Source organism: Paenibacillus contaminans, assembly GCF_003285015.1.
GTDB lineage: Bacteria > Bacillota > Bacilli > Paenibacillales > NBRC-103111 > Paenibacillus_V > Paenibacillus_V contaminans.
On record NZ_QMFB01000012.1, the window covers coordinates 256293 to 272319 of the forward strand.

The following is a 16027-nucleotide window of genomic DNA, read 5'->3' on the forward strand; positions in this document are numbered from 1 at the left end:
CGCGAGTAAAACGGCTATTTCGTGGGGATTTGCGGCAAAAACAAAGACCCTAATAGTAAGGGTCTTCTTTGCGTTCTATACCTCTTCGTCGTCTCCAAAAAGGTTATTAAGCGGGGAATAAGCGTTATGTTGTTTCTTTATCGACTCTTCGGAAGGGTGCGTGTATCTTTGAACAATGCGTAAATCCTTATGGCCTAAAATTAGTGCTAAGTGACGGATATCGCCTCCGTTTTGTAAGTAAATCGTAGCTCCGGTATGCCTAAATAGATGTGGATGTACTCTGACATTAAGTCTTGCTTTTTCTACGTACTCCCTTAGTCTGTGTCTGAACCTATTCCCGTCCATCTTCTCTCCGTTATCAGTTAGAAAAACGAAATCACTGCTGAATTTCTCATTTTTATTAAGGAGGTTTTTTAATAAATTCATAGTCCGTTTCTTCAAGGGGATGATGCGCGACTTCCTGCCCTTCGCATTTCCGGCCGCAATAACTATAACGCCCTGATTGAAATCTATGTCATTTGTTTTTATCAGTAGCGTCTCAGAAATACGAGTGAATCCGTCTATAAGGACGTTTATCAATACGTAATCCCTGTAGCTGGCATACGAACTCTTACTTACGGCAGACAGTAAGATCCGTAGTTGTTCGGCAGTCAGCACCCTTATCTCGCTTTGATCCTCCCTCACCTTCCTTAGCCCGCTGCATGGATTTTTAATGACGTACTCTTCCGCCATAAGAAAATTAAAGAACGCCTTCAAAGTCTTAATTCTAAGGTTGGCCGTAACCGGTGAAATACCCACGGTCTTTGAGTAGTCAGGCATAAAAACTCCGCAGTTTTCGAACCTAATCTTCTCGTACAGCATCCAGTTAATGTAATCGCGGATTACCTCTCTTGTTATCAATGATATGTCGTTCGTACACATAGATTTCCGATCTAAGTATTCGATAAAAAACGAAAAATTATCCTTGTACTGTCCAATCGTGGATTTTCGTACTCCCTCGGATGTTCTTGCGCGTAAAAAAATTTCGATAAAGTGCGTTAGCGATCGTTCCGTTGACATTCGATACACCTCCGGATAGTAAAAATAAAACCGCTACGCATATTCGCGTAACGGCTTCGTTATTTCTTCGTTTTCTTTTCGTCAATCTTCGAGACTGCTTCTCCGGCTGTAATTGCGCTACATTGGCGCAGTAAACGATCCGATAACCCCGGCTTACTCATTACAATTCACCTCCTTGCGGAACCATTTCGACAGAAGCGACGTATCTCCTGTATGGATAGATAAATATTGGAATAGCTACAACCATTTGGTATACTTTACCTATTGAGGTGGTGTGATAAGTGTCCAATTTAACGAAATCGCCGATTAAGTCCGATCCGCCTTCGTCTCCATCCAATAAAAATGGCAACAATCCGGTATGGAAGTTCGGCGCAGGCCTTCTGACCTTGTGTATTGTATTCTTCCTCTTTTGGTTCGTAGGTGGTTACACCTTTTCTTGGTTCCGTTTTTAATACATAAACGCAAAAAAAAAACGCCAATTACCGGTACTATCCGATAACTGGCGCTTTAATTTGCTCCGCTTCATTCATATACATTCTCATTTGTCAATACAGTTGAAAAAATTAAAAATTGATGGTATTCTATAACGCTTTACTTTTATAAATTGAAAATGTATTATTGTATATAGGGAAAAGACCCTATAGTGTTGGTAGCACTACAAGGTCTTTAGCAAAGTAAATGAATAATTTTCAGCAAAAAGTAGTCTTCTTCTTGGTCGGAGGGGCTACTTTTTTCGTTGAGCCGCGAATATTACCATTGTCACAATTACGCCCATAAAAGTTACTATAAAGACTCCGAACGCTAACATTAGGGTTATTGATTCGTATGTTGACAAGGGAAACACCTCCCCTCGCCTCACTTACTTTGCTACTAATATTATACAAGATACTCGTCCAATAAACAATTGGTCGCTTCTTCGCGTACGATGAGATGCGGACTTATAGAGTTCTTCATTTCCTTAACTAATTCCTTCGTAAAACCCGGCTTAGCGGACTAAACCGTTTATGTTGCTCCGCGATCGACTCCGAACTCAGCTGCACGTATTTCCTCGTCGTAGCGATTTCCGCATGTCCCATAAGCTTCTGTAAATGAAACACGCTCATTCCGTTCTCAGCCGCCATTGTCGCGAAGTTATGACGCAAAACATGCGGTGATACATTCCGGCCAAGCTTCGCCCGTTCCGCGTATTTATCGAACGCCTTCTGAACCGTCTTCTCGCTTAATTGCTCGCCGTAGTTCGTCGTAAATACGAACGTCGTTTCGAAATGCTGCGCTGATTCCGTTACTAACTGCTTAAGTAAGCGGGCCGTCTCGGTAGAAATCGGCAATACGCGGCTCTTACGGTTCTTATTCTTTGAAGCCGGCAGCGTGATTTGTTTCCTTACGAAATCGACTTCCGCCTTTTCAAGCGAGCATATCTCGTTCAAGCGCATGCCAGTATCGAGAATCGTAACAATAATCACATAATCGCGCCATTGCGCCCATTGTTTCTGATCCGGCGCTTTAAGGAACCGCTTCAGCTCGTCGTCAGTAAGCGGCTCGACTGTATCAACGTCCTGGCGCATTAGAGACACGTTTGCCGCCGGATTCCGATCGATAACTTCTTCTGTATGTAACGTGGCGAAGAATGTCCTTAGAACGCGGATTCGGACGTTTACGGATGCCGGCGAAAGCCCGCGCCGATCCTTCGCATATTCGGATTTAAACGGATGTCCGCCGTAGTACTCTTTGTCATTGGCGCACCATAAGACATACTCGCGCAACATATCAACCGTTACATCTTGTATCGTTATTTCGGACGCTGCTTCACCGTACCGTTCGTTCACCCAATCGATCAAATACTGCATATTTTGGACATACCCGTCGATCGTGCGTTCCTTCAAGTTACGGGCGCGCTTCACTCTTACTACGTACGCGACCGCCTCTTCCAGTGTATACGACGGCAATCCGACTTCTGCGGCCGGTACTCGCTCCGTTACCGTCCGCTTACCCTTCCGTTTATCATTCCGTTCCATAAACGAAAAACACCTCCACGCTTGATTTGCGCAGAGGTGCTGTAATCAGTTAGACGTAACCGAATCAGTTAGCGTAACGTTCGCTTGTATCGCGATCAGCTTTCGTTCACGAACGCCTTACAAACCGCGTGGTTACGGGATTTGTATGTATGGCGGAAAGGGTGGGATTCGAACCCACGCACGGCTCGCACCGCCTAGCTGATTTCGAGTCAGCCCCCTTGGGCCTCTTGGGTACCTTTCCGTTCGAGGTGAGACAAGGAATATTGTATCACAGACATTGTAGAATGCGCAACTGTTTTTGTAATCTTTTTTTACAAAAAAATCATTCCGCTTCTTCCGGTTTTTCTGCCGCAGCTTTGGAGCGCAGCACCTTCTTGAGCTTGCTTTCAAATTTGGCGCGCGGGACAAGCACGCTATGTTTACAGCCGACACAGCGGATCCGTATGTCCATTCCCATTCGAATGATTTCCATTTCATTGCTGCCGCACGGATGCGGCTTTTTCATCTGAACGATATCGCCCAGCTCGTACTGTTTGCGTTCCATCGCTTCACTCCGCCCTCTCGATCCGCGTCAGATTGACTATTTTCGGATACGGAACTCCTATATTATTCATTTCAAAAGCTTTACGAACTTCCGCCTTAATAATACGCGATATAGGGATATGCTTATTCGGTTTGCATTCCGCCGTCATCCGTAACACCACATCGGAATTTCCGATGTTCTGCACACCCAGCACTTCCGGTTCTTTAACAATGTCCTCATTCGATTCGAACAGCCGCTTGGCCGTCTCGCGCATCAGCTCCAGTGCTTTATCTACATCGGCCTCATAGGCTACGGAGATGTCTACGACAGCTACTGAATTGTAAATCGAGAAATTCGTTACGTCGCGAATCGAGCCGTTCGGGATAATAAACACTTCCCCCGTCCAGCTGCGGACACGTGTTACACGCAAGCCAATCTCTTCTACGGTCCCCTTAAAATTACCAATTTGTACAATATCGCCCACGCCGAATTGATCCTCAAAAATAATAAAAAATCCGGTAATGACGTCTTTCACCAAGCTTTGAGCGCCGAAACCGATCGCTAATCCAAGTACCCCTGCCCCTGCAAGCAGAGGCGCCAAGTTAATGCCCAGCTGATTCAGGATAAGCAGTAGCAAAATAAAGTTAATCGTATAGCCGATTACGTTACCGATGAGCTTGCCGATCGTCTTGGTTCGTCGCTGATCGAACTTCAACGGGCTGCTTTCCCGTTCGCGAATCATATGTTCGATCATTCGATTCGCTATCCGGCTTACGATGCGCCCGACGATAAAGATGACGATTATTTTGATGACGATAATAATAAAACTAACCCATATTGCCGGATCCGTAAAGTAGGCGACAGCTTCCTCTACGATGGTCCTTGTTTCCCCTGCCGCATCCGTTATTTTAGCCACTACGCCTTCGTTGTTTTCCGGCAAGTCGATCGCTCCCTACTCCTTAACATCGCCTCTGACGATTGGAGAGCTACAGCTCAAGCTGCTCATAGCGCTCCCCCTCTTTTGCAAAAATACCTCTTACTTCAACATGCTCGCTTACAATAATATGCCGAACCTGCTCCAAGCTTGCCCCGGGAAACTCGATGGACAGCGCACAGCCGGCCGTTATTTCCTTCGGTGTCGGCCTTATATCGATCTCGATGTCGGCATATTCGAGCAGCATTTCCGTCCGTAATGCCTGCTGGGTGGAATCGAATGCGATCAACATGACCGTGTCCATTTTGCTCCTCCTACCTGTTCGATCGATTTCACTCTCTATTTTCTACTGAATATGTATAAATATAGTTTCACCTTCATATACTAACTAGTGTACAGGAAGGTTTCCTACATAGTTAAATTCGGAAGCGCATGCTCCACCATCATCTATCGCCTGGGGGAATACGATGGAACTTTCACTCGATCCGCAATTATTTCAGATGCCGCCGGAGCCATTAAAGCTCCATCACACGGAACAGCATACCAGCCACTTGCTTTCCAAGCAGCTCACTGCCTACTTTGAGCTCATTCCCTCTTATCAACCGATCGTTTTCGTTTGTATCGGCACCGATCGTTCTACAGGCGATGCATTAGGTCCCCTTGTCGGAAGCCGGCTGAAAAAATACAACTTCTCCGACATCAATTTATACGGTACACTTGACGATCCGGTTCATGCCATGAATTTAAAAGATACGTTAGCTTCCATCCAGGATCAATACACGCTTCCTTACCTTGTAGGCATCGACGCTTGCCTTGGCCAGCTTTCCAGCGTAGGCTGCATCCAATTAGCCTCCGGGCCATTAAAACCGGGCGCCGGGGTCAATAAGGAGCTGCCAGCCGTAGGCGATATCCACATGACCGGCATCGTGAATGTCGGGGGGTTCATGGAATATTTCGTCCTGCAGAACACCAGGCTCAGTCTTGTTATGAATATGTCGGAAGTAATCGCCAAATCCATTTACATCTCTCTGCTTAACGCCAAACGAATTGCGACTTTCACTGCGAATGCTTCCGCGACCCGACTTGGCCAATAGCCGTTTTCTCTTCCGGGGACAGTGCGTATGACGACTGTCCTCTTTCCACTGGTTTTGCATACAAATAGGAATCATCACGGCTTTGAATGCCGGTTAACACGACCCCGTTCTGTCCCTCATCGAGAATGGCCAATGAAAAGCTTAGATCGTTCCCCTGATGCGCAAATGCATTATACCTAATGAATCCCATGTTCGATTTCATCGTTTGCAGCCGGGCTAGAACAAATTCGATTTGCTGTCTTTGCTCTTCATCCTTTCCTTTCAGGTCGTTCAAATGATTTTGTACGGTGATGAGCAACTCCTCTACATTTCCGGCCTGCATACCGTTCATCATAGCCTTATAACGCTTTCTCATCCGTCCAACCCGTAACCATAACCAAATATGACTAATCAACAAAAACACCGTAAGGCCTAAAAGCGTCAACAATACAGTTTGCAGCTCGCTCTCCTGTAATTCCATCTATGTCTTCCTTCCAGCGTTAGGTATAATGTTTGCCGATCTCACCGATCGCATAAATCAAATGGTCTACGTCTTCCTCATTCGTAAAATACCCCACGCTAGCGCGTACCGCCCCGGTTTCCGTGGTTCCCGCCGTTTCATGACCAAGCGGTGTGCAATGGAATCCGGCCCGCACCGCAATTTGGAACGATTGATCGAGAATAAAAGCTGTCTCGGAAGCATCGATACCGTTCATTCGGAACGAGACGATTCCTGTTTTATTTTCCCCTAATTTTGGGCCAAGCACCTCTACTCCAGCCATTCCCAGCAAACCTTCCATAATCCGCTGCGTTAGCATCCATTCCTTATGGTGGATTTTCTCGACCGTTTCCCGGAGAATGAATTTCACTCCCTCATTTAATCCCGCTAAGCCCGGCGTGTTCTGTGTCCCCGATTCGTATCGATCCGGCCTCACGCTTGGTTGGTCGATCGCTTCGGATTGGCTGCCTGTCCCTCCATGAATAAGAGGCTCCAATTCTATATCAGGATGAACATACAACCCGCCTGTTCCTTGCGGCCCCAGAAGCCCTTTATGACCCGGAAAGGCCAGCATATCAATTCCTATAGCCTGCACGTCTATAGGCACCGTACCGGCCGTCTGAGCGGCATCTACAAGCAACCTTACCCCCTTGGCCCTGCACATTTCAGCGATGATTTCAATCGGCGCAATGGTACCGAGCAAATTTGAGCTATGGCTGCACACAAACAACCTTGTATTCGCCTTAAACGCTTTCTGAACTTCGGCAGGATCAATCTTTCCTTCGCGGTCTGCTTGAACATAAGTGATTTCAATTTGTTTCGTGCGCCGCAAATATTCAAGCGGTCTTCGCACGGAATTGTGCTCAATCGATGTACAGATTACATGATCGTTCTCTCTTATGAAACCTTTAATCGCCAAATTCAAAGCATCCGTTGTGTTCAGACTGAAGCTAATATCGTTCGGATTTGCAATGTGAAAAAGCTTAGCTAACTGTTTGCGTGTTTCAAACATCGTCCTGCTTGCCTTGACAGCCATTTGATGGCTTCCTCTACCCGGGTTGGCTGCGTATTCAAGCACGCAAGTACTCATCGCCTCTACAACCTCTTTTGGTTTAGGCCACGAGGAAGCGGCATGATCGAAGTAGTAGGTTTTCATTTGTTATTCACCTCTTTTTCCAACAACAAAGCATACCGTCCTTTCAAAAGAAAGGTACGGTATGCTTCGAATGTTTCTTACGATATTTTACCCTGAAGAAGCTCGAGCAATCGTTCCAGATCATCCTTTGAATAGTACATCAATTCGATTTTCCCTTTATTATTGTTGTGCTTGATTTTAACCGTCGTCCGGTACATGCCGCGCAAGCTTTCTTCCAGTTGATCGATATACGGATCAGCTTTCTTTTTGGCCTTTGCATTTTTTACCGGCTTGCTTGATGTCTCTTCATGCTTTTTGATTGCCTCTTCGAGTTCCCGAACGCTCCATTGATACTGAATCGTTTGATTCGCGAGCTCGAGCAGAACTTTATTGTTTTTGATGCCGACTAACGCTCTTGCGTGACCCATTGAGATTGTTCCACGTGAAACATGTTGTTTGATTTCCTCAGGCAGGTGAAGCAATCTCAAAAAGTTTGCAACATGCGATCTGCTTTTCCCAACCTTCAAAGACAATTCTTCTTGCGTAAGCGAGAACGAATCCATCAACGACTGGTAAGCGACAGCTAACTCCATCGCATTCAGATCCTCACGCTGAACGTTCTCAATCAGAGCGATCTCCATCACTTGCTGATCGGAAAATTTCTTCACTACAGCCGGAATTGAAGTTTTTCCGCTTATTTGCGATGCGCGGAACCTTCTTTCCCCTGCAATGATTTCATATCCCTTAAGAACCGTTCTTACAATGATCGGTTGAATGACGCCATGTTCCTTAATTGATGCGGCAAGCTCGTTAATGCTTTCATCATTAAAGGTTTTACGCGGTTGATACGGATTGGCTCGAAGCTGCGCCAAAGGAATCTCGATTACTTTCTCGTCTTCGCTAATGTTAAGGGATGGGATTAAAGCATCCAAACCGCGCCCCAAGCGTTTATTCATAAGAAACCACTTCCTTTGCCAGTTCCAAATAAACTTCCGCACCTTTAGAACGAGGATCATAGGTGATAATTGACTGTCCGTGGCTCGGCGCTTCGCTTAATCTTATGTTACGAGGAATGATGGTTTGATACACTTTGTTTTGAAAATACTTTTTGACTTCTTCGATAACTTGAATGCCCAGATTCGTGCGCGCGTCGAACATCGTTAACAGAACGCCTTCGATTTGCAAGGTCGTATTCAAATGTTTTTGTACAAGGCGAACCGTATTGAGCAATTGACTCAAGCCTTCCAATGCGTAATACTCGCATTGAATAGGAATGATGACGGAGTCTGCAGCCGTTAACGAGTTAATCGTAAGAATACCTAAAGAAGGCGGACAATCAATTAAAATATAATCAAACATATGCTTCACAAGATGCAAAGACTTTTTCAGACGTACTTCACGGGATATCGTAGGGACGAGTTCGATTTCAGCGCCGGCTAGTTGAATTGTTGCAGGAATGATCTTTAGATTGGGGAGTTTTGTTTCCATCATTGCATCTTTGGGATGCACATCATTAATGATGACATCGTATATGCAATTGACGACATCAGCTTTATTCACGCCGATCCCGCTTGTTGTATTCCCTTGGGGATCGATATCGACCAACAGAACCCTTTTCCCTAGCTGAGCCAGAGACGCACCCAAGTTGACGGAGGTTGTCGTTTTCCCGACCCCGCCCTTTTGGTTTGCGACCGCAATGATCTTGGACAAAACCTTTCACCTCAAATGAAAATTGTGCCCCGTTCGGCAAATCTGATCCCGGAGCCAATGAATAACAGCTTTATGCAGGTATGTATCAATTAGCCGTTATTCCAAAAAAATTGCTCTATCACCTAGCTTGATCGGGACCGAAGGAGCTGTTGCTTCAGAAGAAACGGCTACGCCCAAATTCGGACTTGCAATAACAAAAGTTTCTCTTGAAAACGATCAGACCTATGGAACCAAACAACAACAAGCATCCTAAAGCTAATCGCTATAAAGGCCCTTGCTGAAGTACCCTTATTGAAGTTCACCTATATAACTAGCTCACATTTCAGACTTGGCCTTTAGACGTTAACGCTTATCGCAGGTCAGTATTTCACCCACCATATACTTCACATTCAGCCAGGGACAACTTTGCCTCACTATGCTTAATCGCTCTCGAAATAAGCGACTTCGCATGCTCAGTTGAGTTACATTCACCCAAAAATGGAAACATTAGCGAAGAATTATTCTCACATTTCAAAGATAAACGGCTTCGCTGTCCTAACGTTTTCGAAGAAAGCGATATCGTAAGCATATATGCTTACAGGCAGGCACGTTTACCAGGAAATCGAACAATCCGAGAGAAACACTTTCTGAAATTTCAAGAAAAGCCCCGATAACGGAGCCATTGCTGAAGAACTCTTCTATTATACCATTTCTGAAAAATTTTGCACGTTGATAGAAAAGAAAATATTTAGAAATACCTGCCTTTTATGTAACATCCCACAATCATTGAGGTCGCAAAAAAACGGGTACGTTCTTATTTATTTTTCGGTATCGTAATAATAATTTCTAAACGATCCTCATAGTTTTTCTCATCCGATTTAATGTTCATTCCTGAGCTCGTGATCATTTCAACCGACTGACGAATCGTGTTAACAGCAAGTCGAATATCCTTTGAAAATGAAACGCGCTTCCGCTTCTTCAGCTTTTCAGTTTCATTATAAAAGGCAACTCTCGCTTCCGTTTGCTTGACGTTGAGATCCTTGGCCACGACCTCCTGAAGCACTTTCTCCTGAAGCTCTTCCGAATCCAAAGAAAGCAATGCCCTGGCATGCCGCTCCGTTATTTTACGATCCATAAGCGCATTTTTAACCGGTTCGCCAAGCTGGATCAGCCGAATTTTATTGGCGATCGTCGATTGGCTTTTACCTAACCGTTGAGCCAAGCTTTCTTGTGTGAGCTGATGCAACTCCATGAGTTTCTGGTATGCTAGAGCTTCTTCAATCGCCGTTAACCCTTCACGCTGCAAGTTCTCAATTAATGCGATAGAGGCCGCTTGCGAATCGTTAAAGTCACGAATGATCGCAGGAATCGTTTCATAGCCCAGCTTGCATACAGCTCGCCAACGACGCTCACCCGCAATGATTTCGTATTTTCCGTTACGCGCGCGAACGACGATCGGTTGAATGACGCCATGTGTTTTGATCGTTTGGCACAGTTCGTCGATTCGTTCTTCATCAAAAATGGTTCTCGGTTGATAAGGGCTCGGAGCAACGTCGCCGACTGCTAAGTTTTTAATTTCTTCATTGGGGTTCCGCTCCGCAAAGCCAAAAATTCTCGAGATTTGCTCCTTCATATCGATGCATAACCACCTTAACATGAAAAATCGTCTGACAAAGGTACCGGTACTTATTCATCAACATATAAGTGAAGCCGATGCCATAATCTATCATTCTAGCAAACTCTCAACTAGATCACGTTCTTGTCTAGCAACGATAATCATCCATGCGCCGACGAGTCAACAACTATGATACAATTATTCGATCCAGCGACCATGCCATTTCGTAAAAGGAAATCAGCTGTCTATTGGAGCATCATGATCTCAAGAGACTTAAAGTGGTTTTCCCTTAGACCACAGACAACTGACTTAGTAACGGTTCGTTAAAGACATTTCAAGTTTACATGAAACGAAATGACAGCATGGATCAGATCTATATTCAGAGAATACGAAGAAGAGACACCGCAAAAACAAGCGATCTCTTCACTTCCTATTCCCCAATCACCATATAATACTAATTCAACAACTTATGCTTATTTCCTGCATTAGACAATAAATTGTTCCACGTGAAACACGCTCAATGAAAATCAAATTTTAACGATAAGTTTGCTCCAGTTAAATCAAAGGCGTTTTCAAAGGCGTCCCCGCTTTTCGGGGATATTTGGCCGGTGTTGCAGCAATTTTGCGAATGACCACTAAGTGCCGCTGCGCCTGCTCGATAGGAAGCTCGAATTGATGAACCTGCATGAGTTTACCTCTAAGCTCCCGCAAGCTTAGCCCCGCTTCCCTCACCTCTTCCTGCGGATCCGATCCTTTCATGGATACAAAGACGCCGTCTTTACGCACAAAAGGCAAACAAAATTCATTCAGCGCAGCCAAACGCGCTACAGCCCGGGCTGTGACTACATCAAATTGATCGCGATACTCCTCCTTCCGCGCCAAGTCCTCTGCTCGTCCATGAACGCAAGCCACATCCTTTAATCCCAGCGTATCTCGCACATGCGACAAAAACTGAATGCGTTTGTTTAAGGAGTCGACCAAAGTGACACGCAAATGAGGAAAAGCAATTTTGAGCGGAACGCTCGGAAATCCCGCTCCGGTACCGATATCGGCCAGCGTTTCCACTTTAGTGAGATCGACATAAAAAGCGAGAGAAAGCGAGTCGTAAAAATGCTTTACATACACCTGCTCCCGCTCCGTTATTCCCGTTAAATTCATCTTCTCATTCCACAGCACAAGCTCACGGAAATACTGTTCAAATTGTACGAACTGATGTTCCGTGAGCGTGATGCCATGCTCTGAAAGTCTAGTCTGAAAATCTGAAATCACTTGATCCATATTCCCTACCCTCGTGCCGCAACGACTTGATTGTATTGTTCCAAATAAACGAGCAAAATCGAAATGTCCGCCGGAGTAACCCCCGAAATACGAGTTGCTTGCCCGATCGAGACCGGACGAATTTTAGAGAGTCTGTCCTTGGCTTCGTTCGCAAGACCATGAACATCCGTGTACACGATATCTTCCGGAATTCTCTTCTTTTCCATCTTTTTGAGACGTTCGACCTGCGCCAATTGTTTCTCGATATACCCTGTGTACTTAATTTGTATTTCGACCTGCTCCTTCATCTCATCCGTTAAGACATAGGGGGATGGCGACATCCGCTCGATATGAGCATAAGTAACCTCCGGACGGCGAAGCAGCGAAACGATATCCACGCGATTATTCAAGACCACTGTGCCGGCTTCTTCAAGTATCTGCTGGATGTGCGGCTCGGGTCCGACCTTCGTCGATTTCAGCCGATCGAGCTCCTGCTCAACCGTAGCTTTCTTGCTGCTGAAGCGTTGATACCGCTCTTCGCTTATTAAACCGATGTCGTAACCGATCGGCGTCAGTCTCAAATCCGCATTGTCGTGGCGGAGCAAAAGCCTATACTCGGCACGTGAAGTAAGCAGCCGATAAGGCTCGCTTGCGCCTTTGGTTACGAGGTCATCGATAAGAACGCCGATGTAACCCTCGGAACGATCCAATACGACCGCCTCTTTCCCTTGAATCAATCGCGCAGCATTAATGCCGGCCATTACACCCTGCGCGGCCGCTTCCTCATAACCGGACGTTCCGTTAATTTGCCCTGCAGTAAACAACCGTTTAATAAGCTTGGTCTCCAGTGAAGGCCATAGCTGCGTCGGCACGACAACGTCATATTCGATCGCATAACCGGTACGCATCATCTCCGCCTTCTCCAATCCAGGAATGGTGCGCAAAATTTTCAATTGCACGTCTTCCGGCATACTTGTCGAAAGCCCTTGAACATAATATTCAGAAGTATTACGACCTTCCGGTTCAAGGAAAATTTGATGCTTAGGCTTATCGCTGAAACGAACGATTTTATCCTCAATCGAAGGACAATAACGCGCTCCCGCCCCTTCTATCGCTCCGGAAAACATAGGGGCACGGTGAAGATTATCACTGATGATTTTATGCGTTTCTTCCGACGTGTAAGTCAACCAGCATGGCAGCTGATTCGGCACCGGATCCGTCGTATCGTAAGAGAAAAACTTCGGATTCTCGTCTCCGGGCTGTATTTCCGTTTTGCTGAAGTCGATCGAATCCTTGTGAATACGCGGAGGCGTTCCTGTCTTAAATCGAACAAGGTCCAAACCCAGCTGACGAAGATTTTCCGAAAGCTTGACGGAAGGCTGTTGATTATTAGGACCGCTCTCATACATCAGCTCTCCCATAATCACTTTGCCGCGCAAATACGTTCCCGTCGTAAGAACGACCGCTTTGGCAAAATATTGCGCTCCCGTCTTCGTTACTACCCCTTTGCACTCGCCGTCTTCAACGATCAGCTCTTCGACCATACCTTGTCTCATCGTTAAATTTTCGGTACGTTCGATCGTTTGCTTCATCATATGCTGATACAAATACTTGTCCGCTTGCGCACGCAGCGCATGAACGGCCGGTCCCTTGCCCGTGTTAAGCATACGCAATTGGATGTAGGTTTTATCGATATTGCGTCCTATTTCTCCGCCCAGCGCATCGATTTCACGAACAACATGCCCTTTAGCCGGTCCGCCGATCGACGGATTACAAGGCATGAATGCGACCATATCCAGATTGATCGTCAGAAGCAGCGTTTTACAGCCCATTCGGGCGGAAGCAAGAGCCGCTTCGCTTCCCGCATGGCCGGCTCCGATAACGAGTACATCGTACTCGCCTGCATGGTAACTCATCGTTTTTCCCTCCTAAACACATTCCTTTTACAAAAGAAAATTCATAACCGTTTGACTGTACTCCGCCAGCTACATTCCAAGCCGCTCTTCCAGCCGGCAAATGATACTCGCACTTGCTCCTCTACTTCCCTAAACAAAATTGCGAAAATATTTGATCGATCAATGACTCGCCCATGGAATCGCCGATAATTTCACCAAGCTCTTCCCATGCGTTCCGGACATCGATCTGAACCATATCGATAGGCGTAAACAACTCCGCAGCCTGTATCGCTTCATTTAAGGAAGCTTTCGCTTTGTTCAGCAATTGAATATGTCTGACATTGCTGACGTAGGTCAAATCGTTCGATTCCAGCTTGCCCTCGAAAAAAATCATGCTGATCGCCTGTTCAAGCTCACGCAGGCCCTCTTCCTCTTGCACCGACATCATCACGATGCGCTCCGGAGGAACGAACCGGGCTAACTGCTCCGTATCCAGCTTACGATCCAGGTCGGTTTTATTCACGATGACGATCAGCTGACGATCATTTAACTCTTCCAACAGCTTCAGGTCGTCCTCATGCAAGCTTTCGTTATGGTTGAGCACGAGCAAAATAAGATCGGCCTCCGCTAATGCGTGCTTTGAGCGTTCGACCCCGATCCGTTCGACGACATCGCTTGTCTCGCGGATACCGGCGGTATCCAGCAATTTAAGCGGAATGCCGTTAAGGGTAACGAACTCTTCGATGACATCTCGCGTAGTTCCCGGTATATCCGTCACGATCGCTTTATTCTCCTGAGTCAATGCGTTAAGAAGCGACGACTTCCCGACATTCGGACGCCCGACGATCGCCGTCACAATACCTTCCCGGAGCATTTTTCCCTGACTGGCTGCTTTCAACAAATCATCGACTTCCGCGATCGCTAGCCGGCATCTGTCTTTAATATATGCATTTGTCAGCTCTTCCACATCGTGTTCGGGATAATCGATGTTCACCTCGATATGGGCCATAAGCTCAACCAATTGATGACGCAGCGCTTTGATTCGTTTGGATAAGGAGCCCTCAACCTGTTTCAACGCAATCTTGAATGCCCGGTCGGACTTGGCGCGAATCAGATCGATAACCGCTTCCGCCTGGGACAAATCGATACGTCCGTTCAGGAACGCGCGTTTCGTAAACTCACCGGGTTCCGCAAGTCTCGCCCCATTGCCCAGAAGCAGCTCAAGCACTTTCCGAACGGATACGAACCCGCCGTGGCAGCCGATCTCGACCACATCCTCCATCGTAAAAGAACGCGGAGCGCGCATGACCGTAACAAGCGCTTCCTCTAAACGCTCATTCGTCTCGGGATCGTAAATATATCCGTAATGGACCGTATGCGTTTGTACCTCGGACAACTTCTCCTTGGCTGTAAAAATCCGTTCAACCGTACGGACCGCTTCGGATCCGCTCACCCTAATAATCGCGATGCCGCCTTCCCCTGTCGGGGTTGAAATAGCGGCAATTGTATCGTGAATCATCTTTCACACTCCAACTTGCATACAGACAACCGCGCAAGCATACGCAGAATCAGCATGTTATTCCTACTACTTGACGTTATTCAAAAATGCAACCTTATCAAAAAAAGCAATGACCTCGCGATACTGCCTGAAGTCATTGCGCATTCTATCGTTTCATAATCCGGCTTAACAATCCGCGATTCATCGCATTACAATGACTACGCGGCGATTCGGTTCCTCGCCTTTGCTGTACGTCTTAACGGAGGGGTGATCCTGCAAATGCGAGTGAATCACCTTTCGTTCTTGCGGCGACATCGGCTCAAGAACAACCTCTTTCTTGGAGCGGATCACGCGGGAAGCAAGTCTTTCGGAAAGCTGCTCCAGCGTCTGCCTCCGGCGCTCCCGGAATTGCTCGGCATCAAGTACAATTCTTACATGTGAGGTAGAGAAGCGATTGGCCACGATATTCGTCAAATACTGCAGCGCATCAAGCGTCTGCCCTCTTCGGCCGATCAAAATGCCAAGCTCGCTTCCCGTCAAATTCAACAATACGCCATCCTTGTCCGACTGTTTCTCGACGCGAACGTTAAGTTCCATCGTTCGAAAAACATTCTGTAGAAATGATATGGTTTCTTCAATCGGATCCGGAATCACTTCAAGCTCCACTTTCGCTCCCTTGGAGCCGATCAGGCCGAACAATCCTTTGGAGGGCTGCTCCAATACGGACACGTTAACCCGGTCCTCCGATACGTTAAGCTGCGCTAAGCCTTGCTTGACCGCTTCTTCAACCGATTTTGCCGATACCACAATCTTTTTCATTTGGACAGGCCACCCC

Annotated in this window: 16 protein-coding genes and 1 tRNA gene; 1 reads left to right on the forward strand and 16 read right to left on the reverse strand. The window is 46.4% G+C overall.

Translation table 11 applies throughout. The features are described 5' to 3' along the window. Nucleotides 1-75 precede the first annotated feature (75 nt). From DQG23_RS21215 to DQG23_RS21245, 7 genes are all read right to left on the reverse strand, one after another. Entirely contained in the window at nucleotides 76-1059 is a 984-nt protein-coding gene (locus DQG23_RS21215; protein WP_113032874.1) for a tyrosine-type recombinase/integrase, read from the reverse strand. A 724-nt stretch (nucleotides 1060-1783) separates the two neighbouring features. Beyond that, nucleotides 1784-1918, reverse strand: coding sequence for a putative holin-like toxin (locus tag DQG23_RS43795; RefSeq protein WP_420330247.1), 135 nt, complete (start codon nucleotides 1916-1918; stop codon nucleotides 1784-1786). Nucleotides 1919-2021: 103 nt separating this feature from the next. Further along, on the reverse strand, nucleotides 2022-3074 hold the full coding sequence (locus DQG23_RS21225) for a tyrosine-type recombinase/integrase (protein ID WP_113032876.1): 1053 nt from the start codon (nucleotides 3072-3074) through the stop codon (nucleotides 2022-2024). A 150-nt stretch (nucleotides 3075-3224) separates the two neighbouring features. Beyond that, nucleotides 3225-3315, reverse strand: a tRNA-Ser gene (locus tag DQG23_RS21230). Between the two features lie 81 nt (nucleotides 3316-3396). Then, nucleotides 3397-3618, reverse strand: coding sequence for a DUF951 domain-containing protein (locus DQG23_RS21235; protein WP_113032877.1), 222 nt, complete (start codon nucleotides 3616-3618; stop codon nucleotides 3397-3399). Nucleotides 3619-3622: 4 nt separating this feature from the next. Further along, on the reverse strand, nucleotides 3623-4537 hold the full coding sequence (locus tag DQG23_RS21240; protein ID WP_238177960.1) for a mechanosensitive ion channel family protein: 915 nt from the start codon (nucleotides 4535-4537) through the stop codon (nucleotides 3623-3625). A 46-nt stretch (nucleotides 4538-4583) separates the two neighbouring features. Then, on the reverse strand, nucleotides 4584-4835 hold the full coding sequence (locus DQG23_RS21245; protein ID WP_113032878.1) for a putative Se/S carrier protein: 252 nt from the start codon (nucleotides 4833-4835) through the stop codon (nucleotides 4584-4586). Between the two features lie 163 nt (nucleotides 4836-4998). Between DQG23_RS21245 and yyaC the strand changes: the two genes are divergently transcribed. After that, on the forward strand, nucleotides 4999-5625 hold the full coding sequence (yyaC, locus tag DQG23_RS21250) for a spore protease YyaC (protein ID WP_113032879.1): 627 nt from the start codon (nucleotides 4999-5001) through the stop codon (nucleotides 5623-5625). Here yyaC and DQG23_RS21255 read toward each other — a convergent pair. From DQG23_RS21255 to jag, 9 genes are all read right to left on the reverse strand, one after another. Continuing rightward, nucleotides 5588-6085, reverse strand: a complete 498-nt coding sequence (locus tag DQG23_RS21255) for a DUF4446 family protein (protein WP_113032880.1) — start codon at nucleotides 6083-6085, stop codon at nucleotides 5588-5590. The genes yyaC and DQG23_RS21255 overlap by 38 nt on opposite strands. A gap of 19 nt (nucleotides 6086-6104) precedes the next feature. Then, on the reverse strand, nucleotides 6105-7259 hold the full coding sequence (locus tag DQG23_RS21260; RefSeq protein WP_113032881.1) for an aminotransferase class V-fold PLP-dependent enzyme: 1155 nt from the start codon (nucleotides 7257-7259) through the stop codon (nucleotides 6105-6107). Nucleotides 7260-7336: 77 nt separating this feature from the next. Next, complete coding sequence (locus DQG23_RS21265; RefSeq protein WP_113032882.1) at nucleotides 7337-8194, reverse strand: ParB/RepB/Spo0J family partition protein; 858 nt, start codon at nucleotides 8192-8194, stop codon at nucleotides 7337-7339. Continuing rightward, the gene (locus DQG23_RS21270; RefSeq protein ID WP_113032883.1) at nucleotides 8187-8948 is read right to left on the reverse strand and encodes a ParA family protein; all 762 of its coding nucleotides are present in this window, start codon (nucleotides 8946-8948) and stop codon (nucleotides 8187-8189) included. The genes DQG23_RS21265 and DQG23_RS21270 overlap by 8 nt, the downstream gene beginning before the upstream one ends. Before the next feature lie 793 nt (nucleotides 8949-9741). Further along, nucleotides 9742-10560 (reverse strand): nucleoid occlusion protein, encoded by an 819-nt coding sequence (gene noc, locus DQG23_RS21275; RefSeq protein WP_113032884.1) that lies wholly within the window; start codon nucleotides 10558-10560, stop codon nucleotides 9742-9744. Nucleotides 10561-11097: 537 nt separating this feature from the next. Beyond that, nucleotides 11098-11820, reverse strand: a complete 723-nt coding sequence (gene rsmG, locus DQG23_RS21280; protein ID WP_113032885.1) for a 16S rRNA (guanine(527)-N(7))-methyltransferase RsmG — start codon at nucleotides 11818-11820, stop codon at nucleotides 11098-11100. Nucleotides 11821-11825: 5 nt separating this feature from the next. Further along, nucleotides 11826-13715, reverse strand: coding sequence for a tRNA uridine-5-carboxymethylaminomethyl(34) synthesis enzyme MnmG (gene mnmG, locus DQG23_RS21285; protein ID WP_113032886.1), 1890 nt, complete (start codon nucleotides 13713-13715; stop codon nucleotides 11826-11828). Nucleotides 13716-13836: 121 nt separating this feature from the next. Beyond that, nucleotides 13837-15213 (reverse strand): tRNA uridine-5-carboxymethylaminomethyl(34) synthesis GTPase MnmE, encoded by a 1377-nt coding sequence (gene mnmE / locus DQG23_RS21290; protein WP_113032887.1) that lies wholly within the window; start codon nucleotides 15211-15213, stop codon nucleotides 13837-13839. Between the two features lie 180 nt (nucleotides 15214-15393). Beyond that, the gene (gene jag, locus DQG23_RS21295; protein ID WP_113032888.1) at nucleotides 15394-16011 is read right to left on the reverse strand and encodes an RNA-binding cell elongation regulator Jag/EloR; all 618 of its coding nucleotides are present in this window, start codon (nucleotides 16009-16011) and stop codon (nucleotides 15394-15396) included. Between the last annotated feature and the right edge of the window lie 16 nt (nucleotides 16012-16027).

Excerpts from the sequence above, each read along its gene's own strand:
- DQG23_RS21215 (WP_113032874.1), bottom strand. The coding sequence starts at position 1,059 with ATGTCAACGGAACGATCGCTAACGCACTTTATCGAAATTTTTTTACGC.
- DQG23_RS21225 (WP_113032876.1), bottom strand. The coding sequence starts at position 3,074 with ATGGAACGGAATGATAAACGGAAGGGTAAGCGGACGGTAACGGAGCGA.
- DQG23_RS21235 (WP_113032877.1), bottom strand. The coding sequence starts at position 3,618 with ATGGAACGCAAACAGTACGAGCTGGGCGATATCGTTCAGATGAAAAAG.
- DQG23_RS21245 (WP_113032878.1), bottom strand. The coding sequence starts at position 4,835 with ATGGACACGGTCATGTTGATCGCATTCGATTCCACCCAGCAGGCATTA.
- yyaC (WP_113032879.1), top strand. The coding sequence starts at position 4,999 with ATGGAACTTTCACTCGATCCGCAATTATTTCAGATGCCGCCGGAGCCA.
- DQG23_RS21255 (WP_113032880.1), bottom strand. The coding sequence starts at position 6,085 with ATGGAATTACAGGAGAGCGAGCTGCAAACTGTATTGTTGACGCTTTTA.
- DQG23_RS21260 (WP_113032881.1), bottom strand. The coding sequence starts at position 7,259 with ATGAAAACCTACTACTTCGATCATGCCGCTTCCTCGTGGCCTAAACCA.
- DQG23_RS21265 (WP_113032882.1), bottom strand. The coding sequence starts at position 8,194 with ATGAATAAACGCTTGGGGCGCGGTTTGGATGCTTTAATCCCATCCCTT.
- noc (WP_113032884.1), bottom strand. The coding sequence starts at position 10,560 with ATGAAGGAGCAAATCTCGAGAATTTTTGGCTTTGCGGAGCGGAACCCC.
- rsmG (WP_113032885.1), bottom strand. The coding sequence starts at position 11,820 with ATGGATCAAGTGATTTCAGATTTTCAGACTAGACTTTCAGAGCATGGC.
- mnmG (WP_113032886.1), bottom strand. The coding sequence starts at position 13,715 with ATGAGTTACCATGCAGGCGAGTACGATGTACTCGTTATCGGAGCCGGC.
- mnmE (WP_113032887.1), bottom strand. The coding sequence starts at position 15,213 with ATGATTCACGATACAATTGCCGCTATTTCAACCCCGACAGGGGAAGGC.
- jag (WP_113032888.1), bottom strand. The coding sequence starts at position 16,011 with ATGAAAAAGATTGTGGTATCGGCAAAATCGGTTGAAGAAGCGGTCAAG.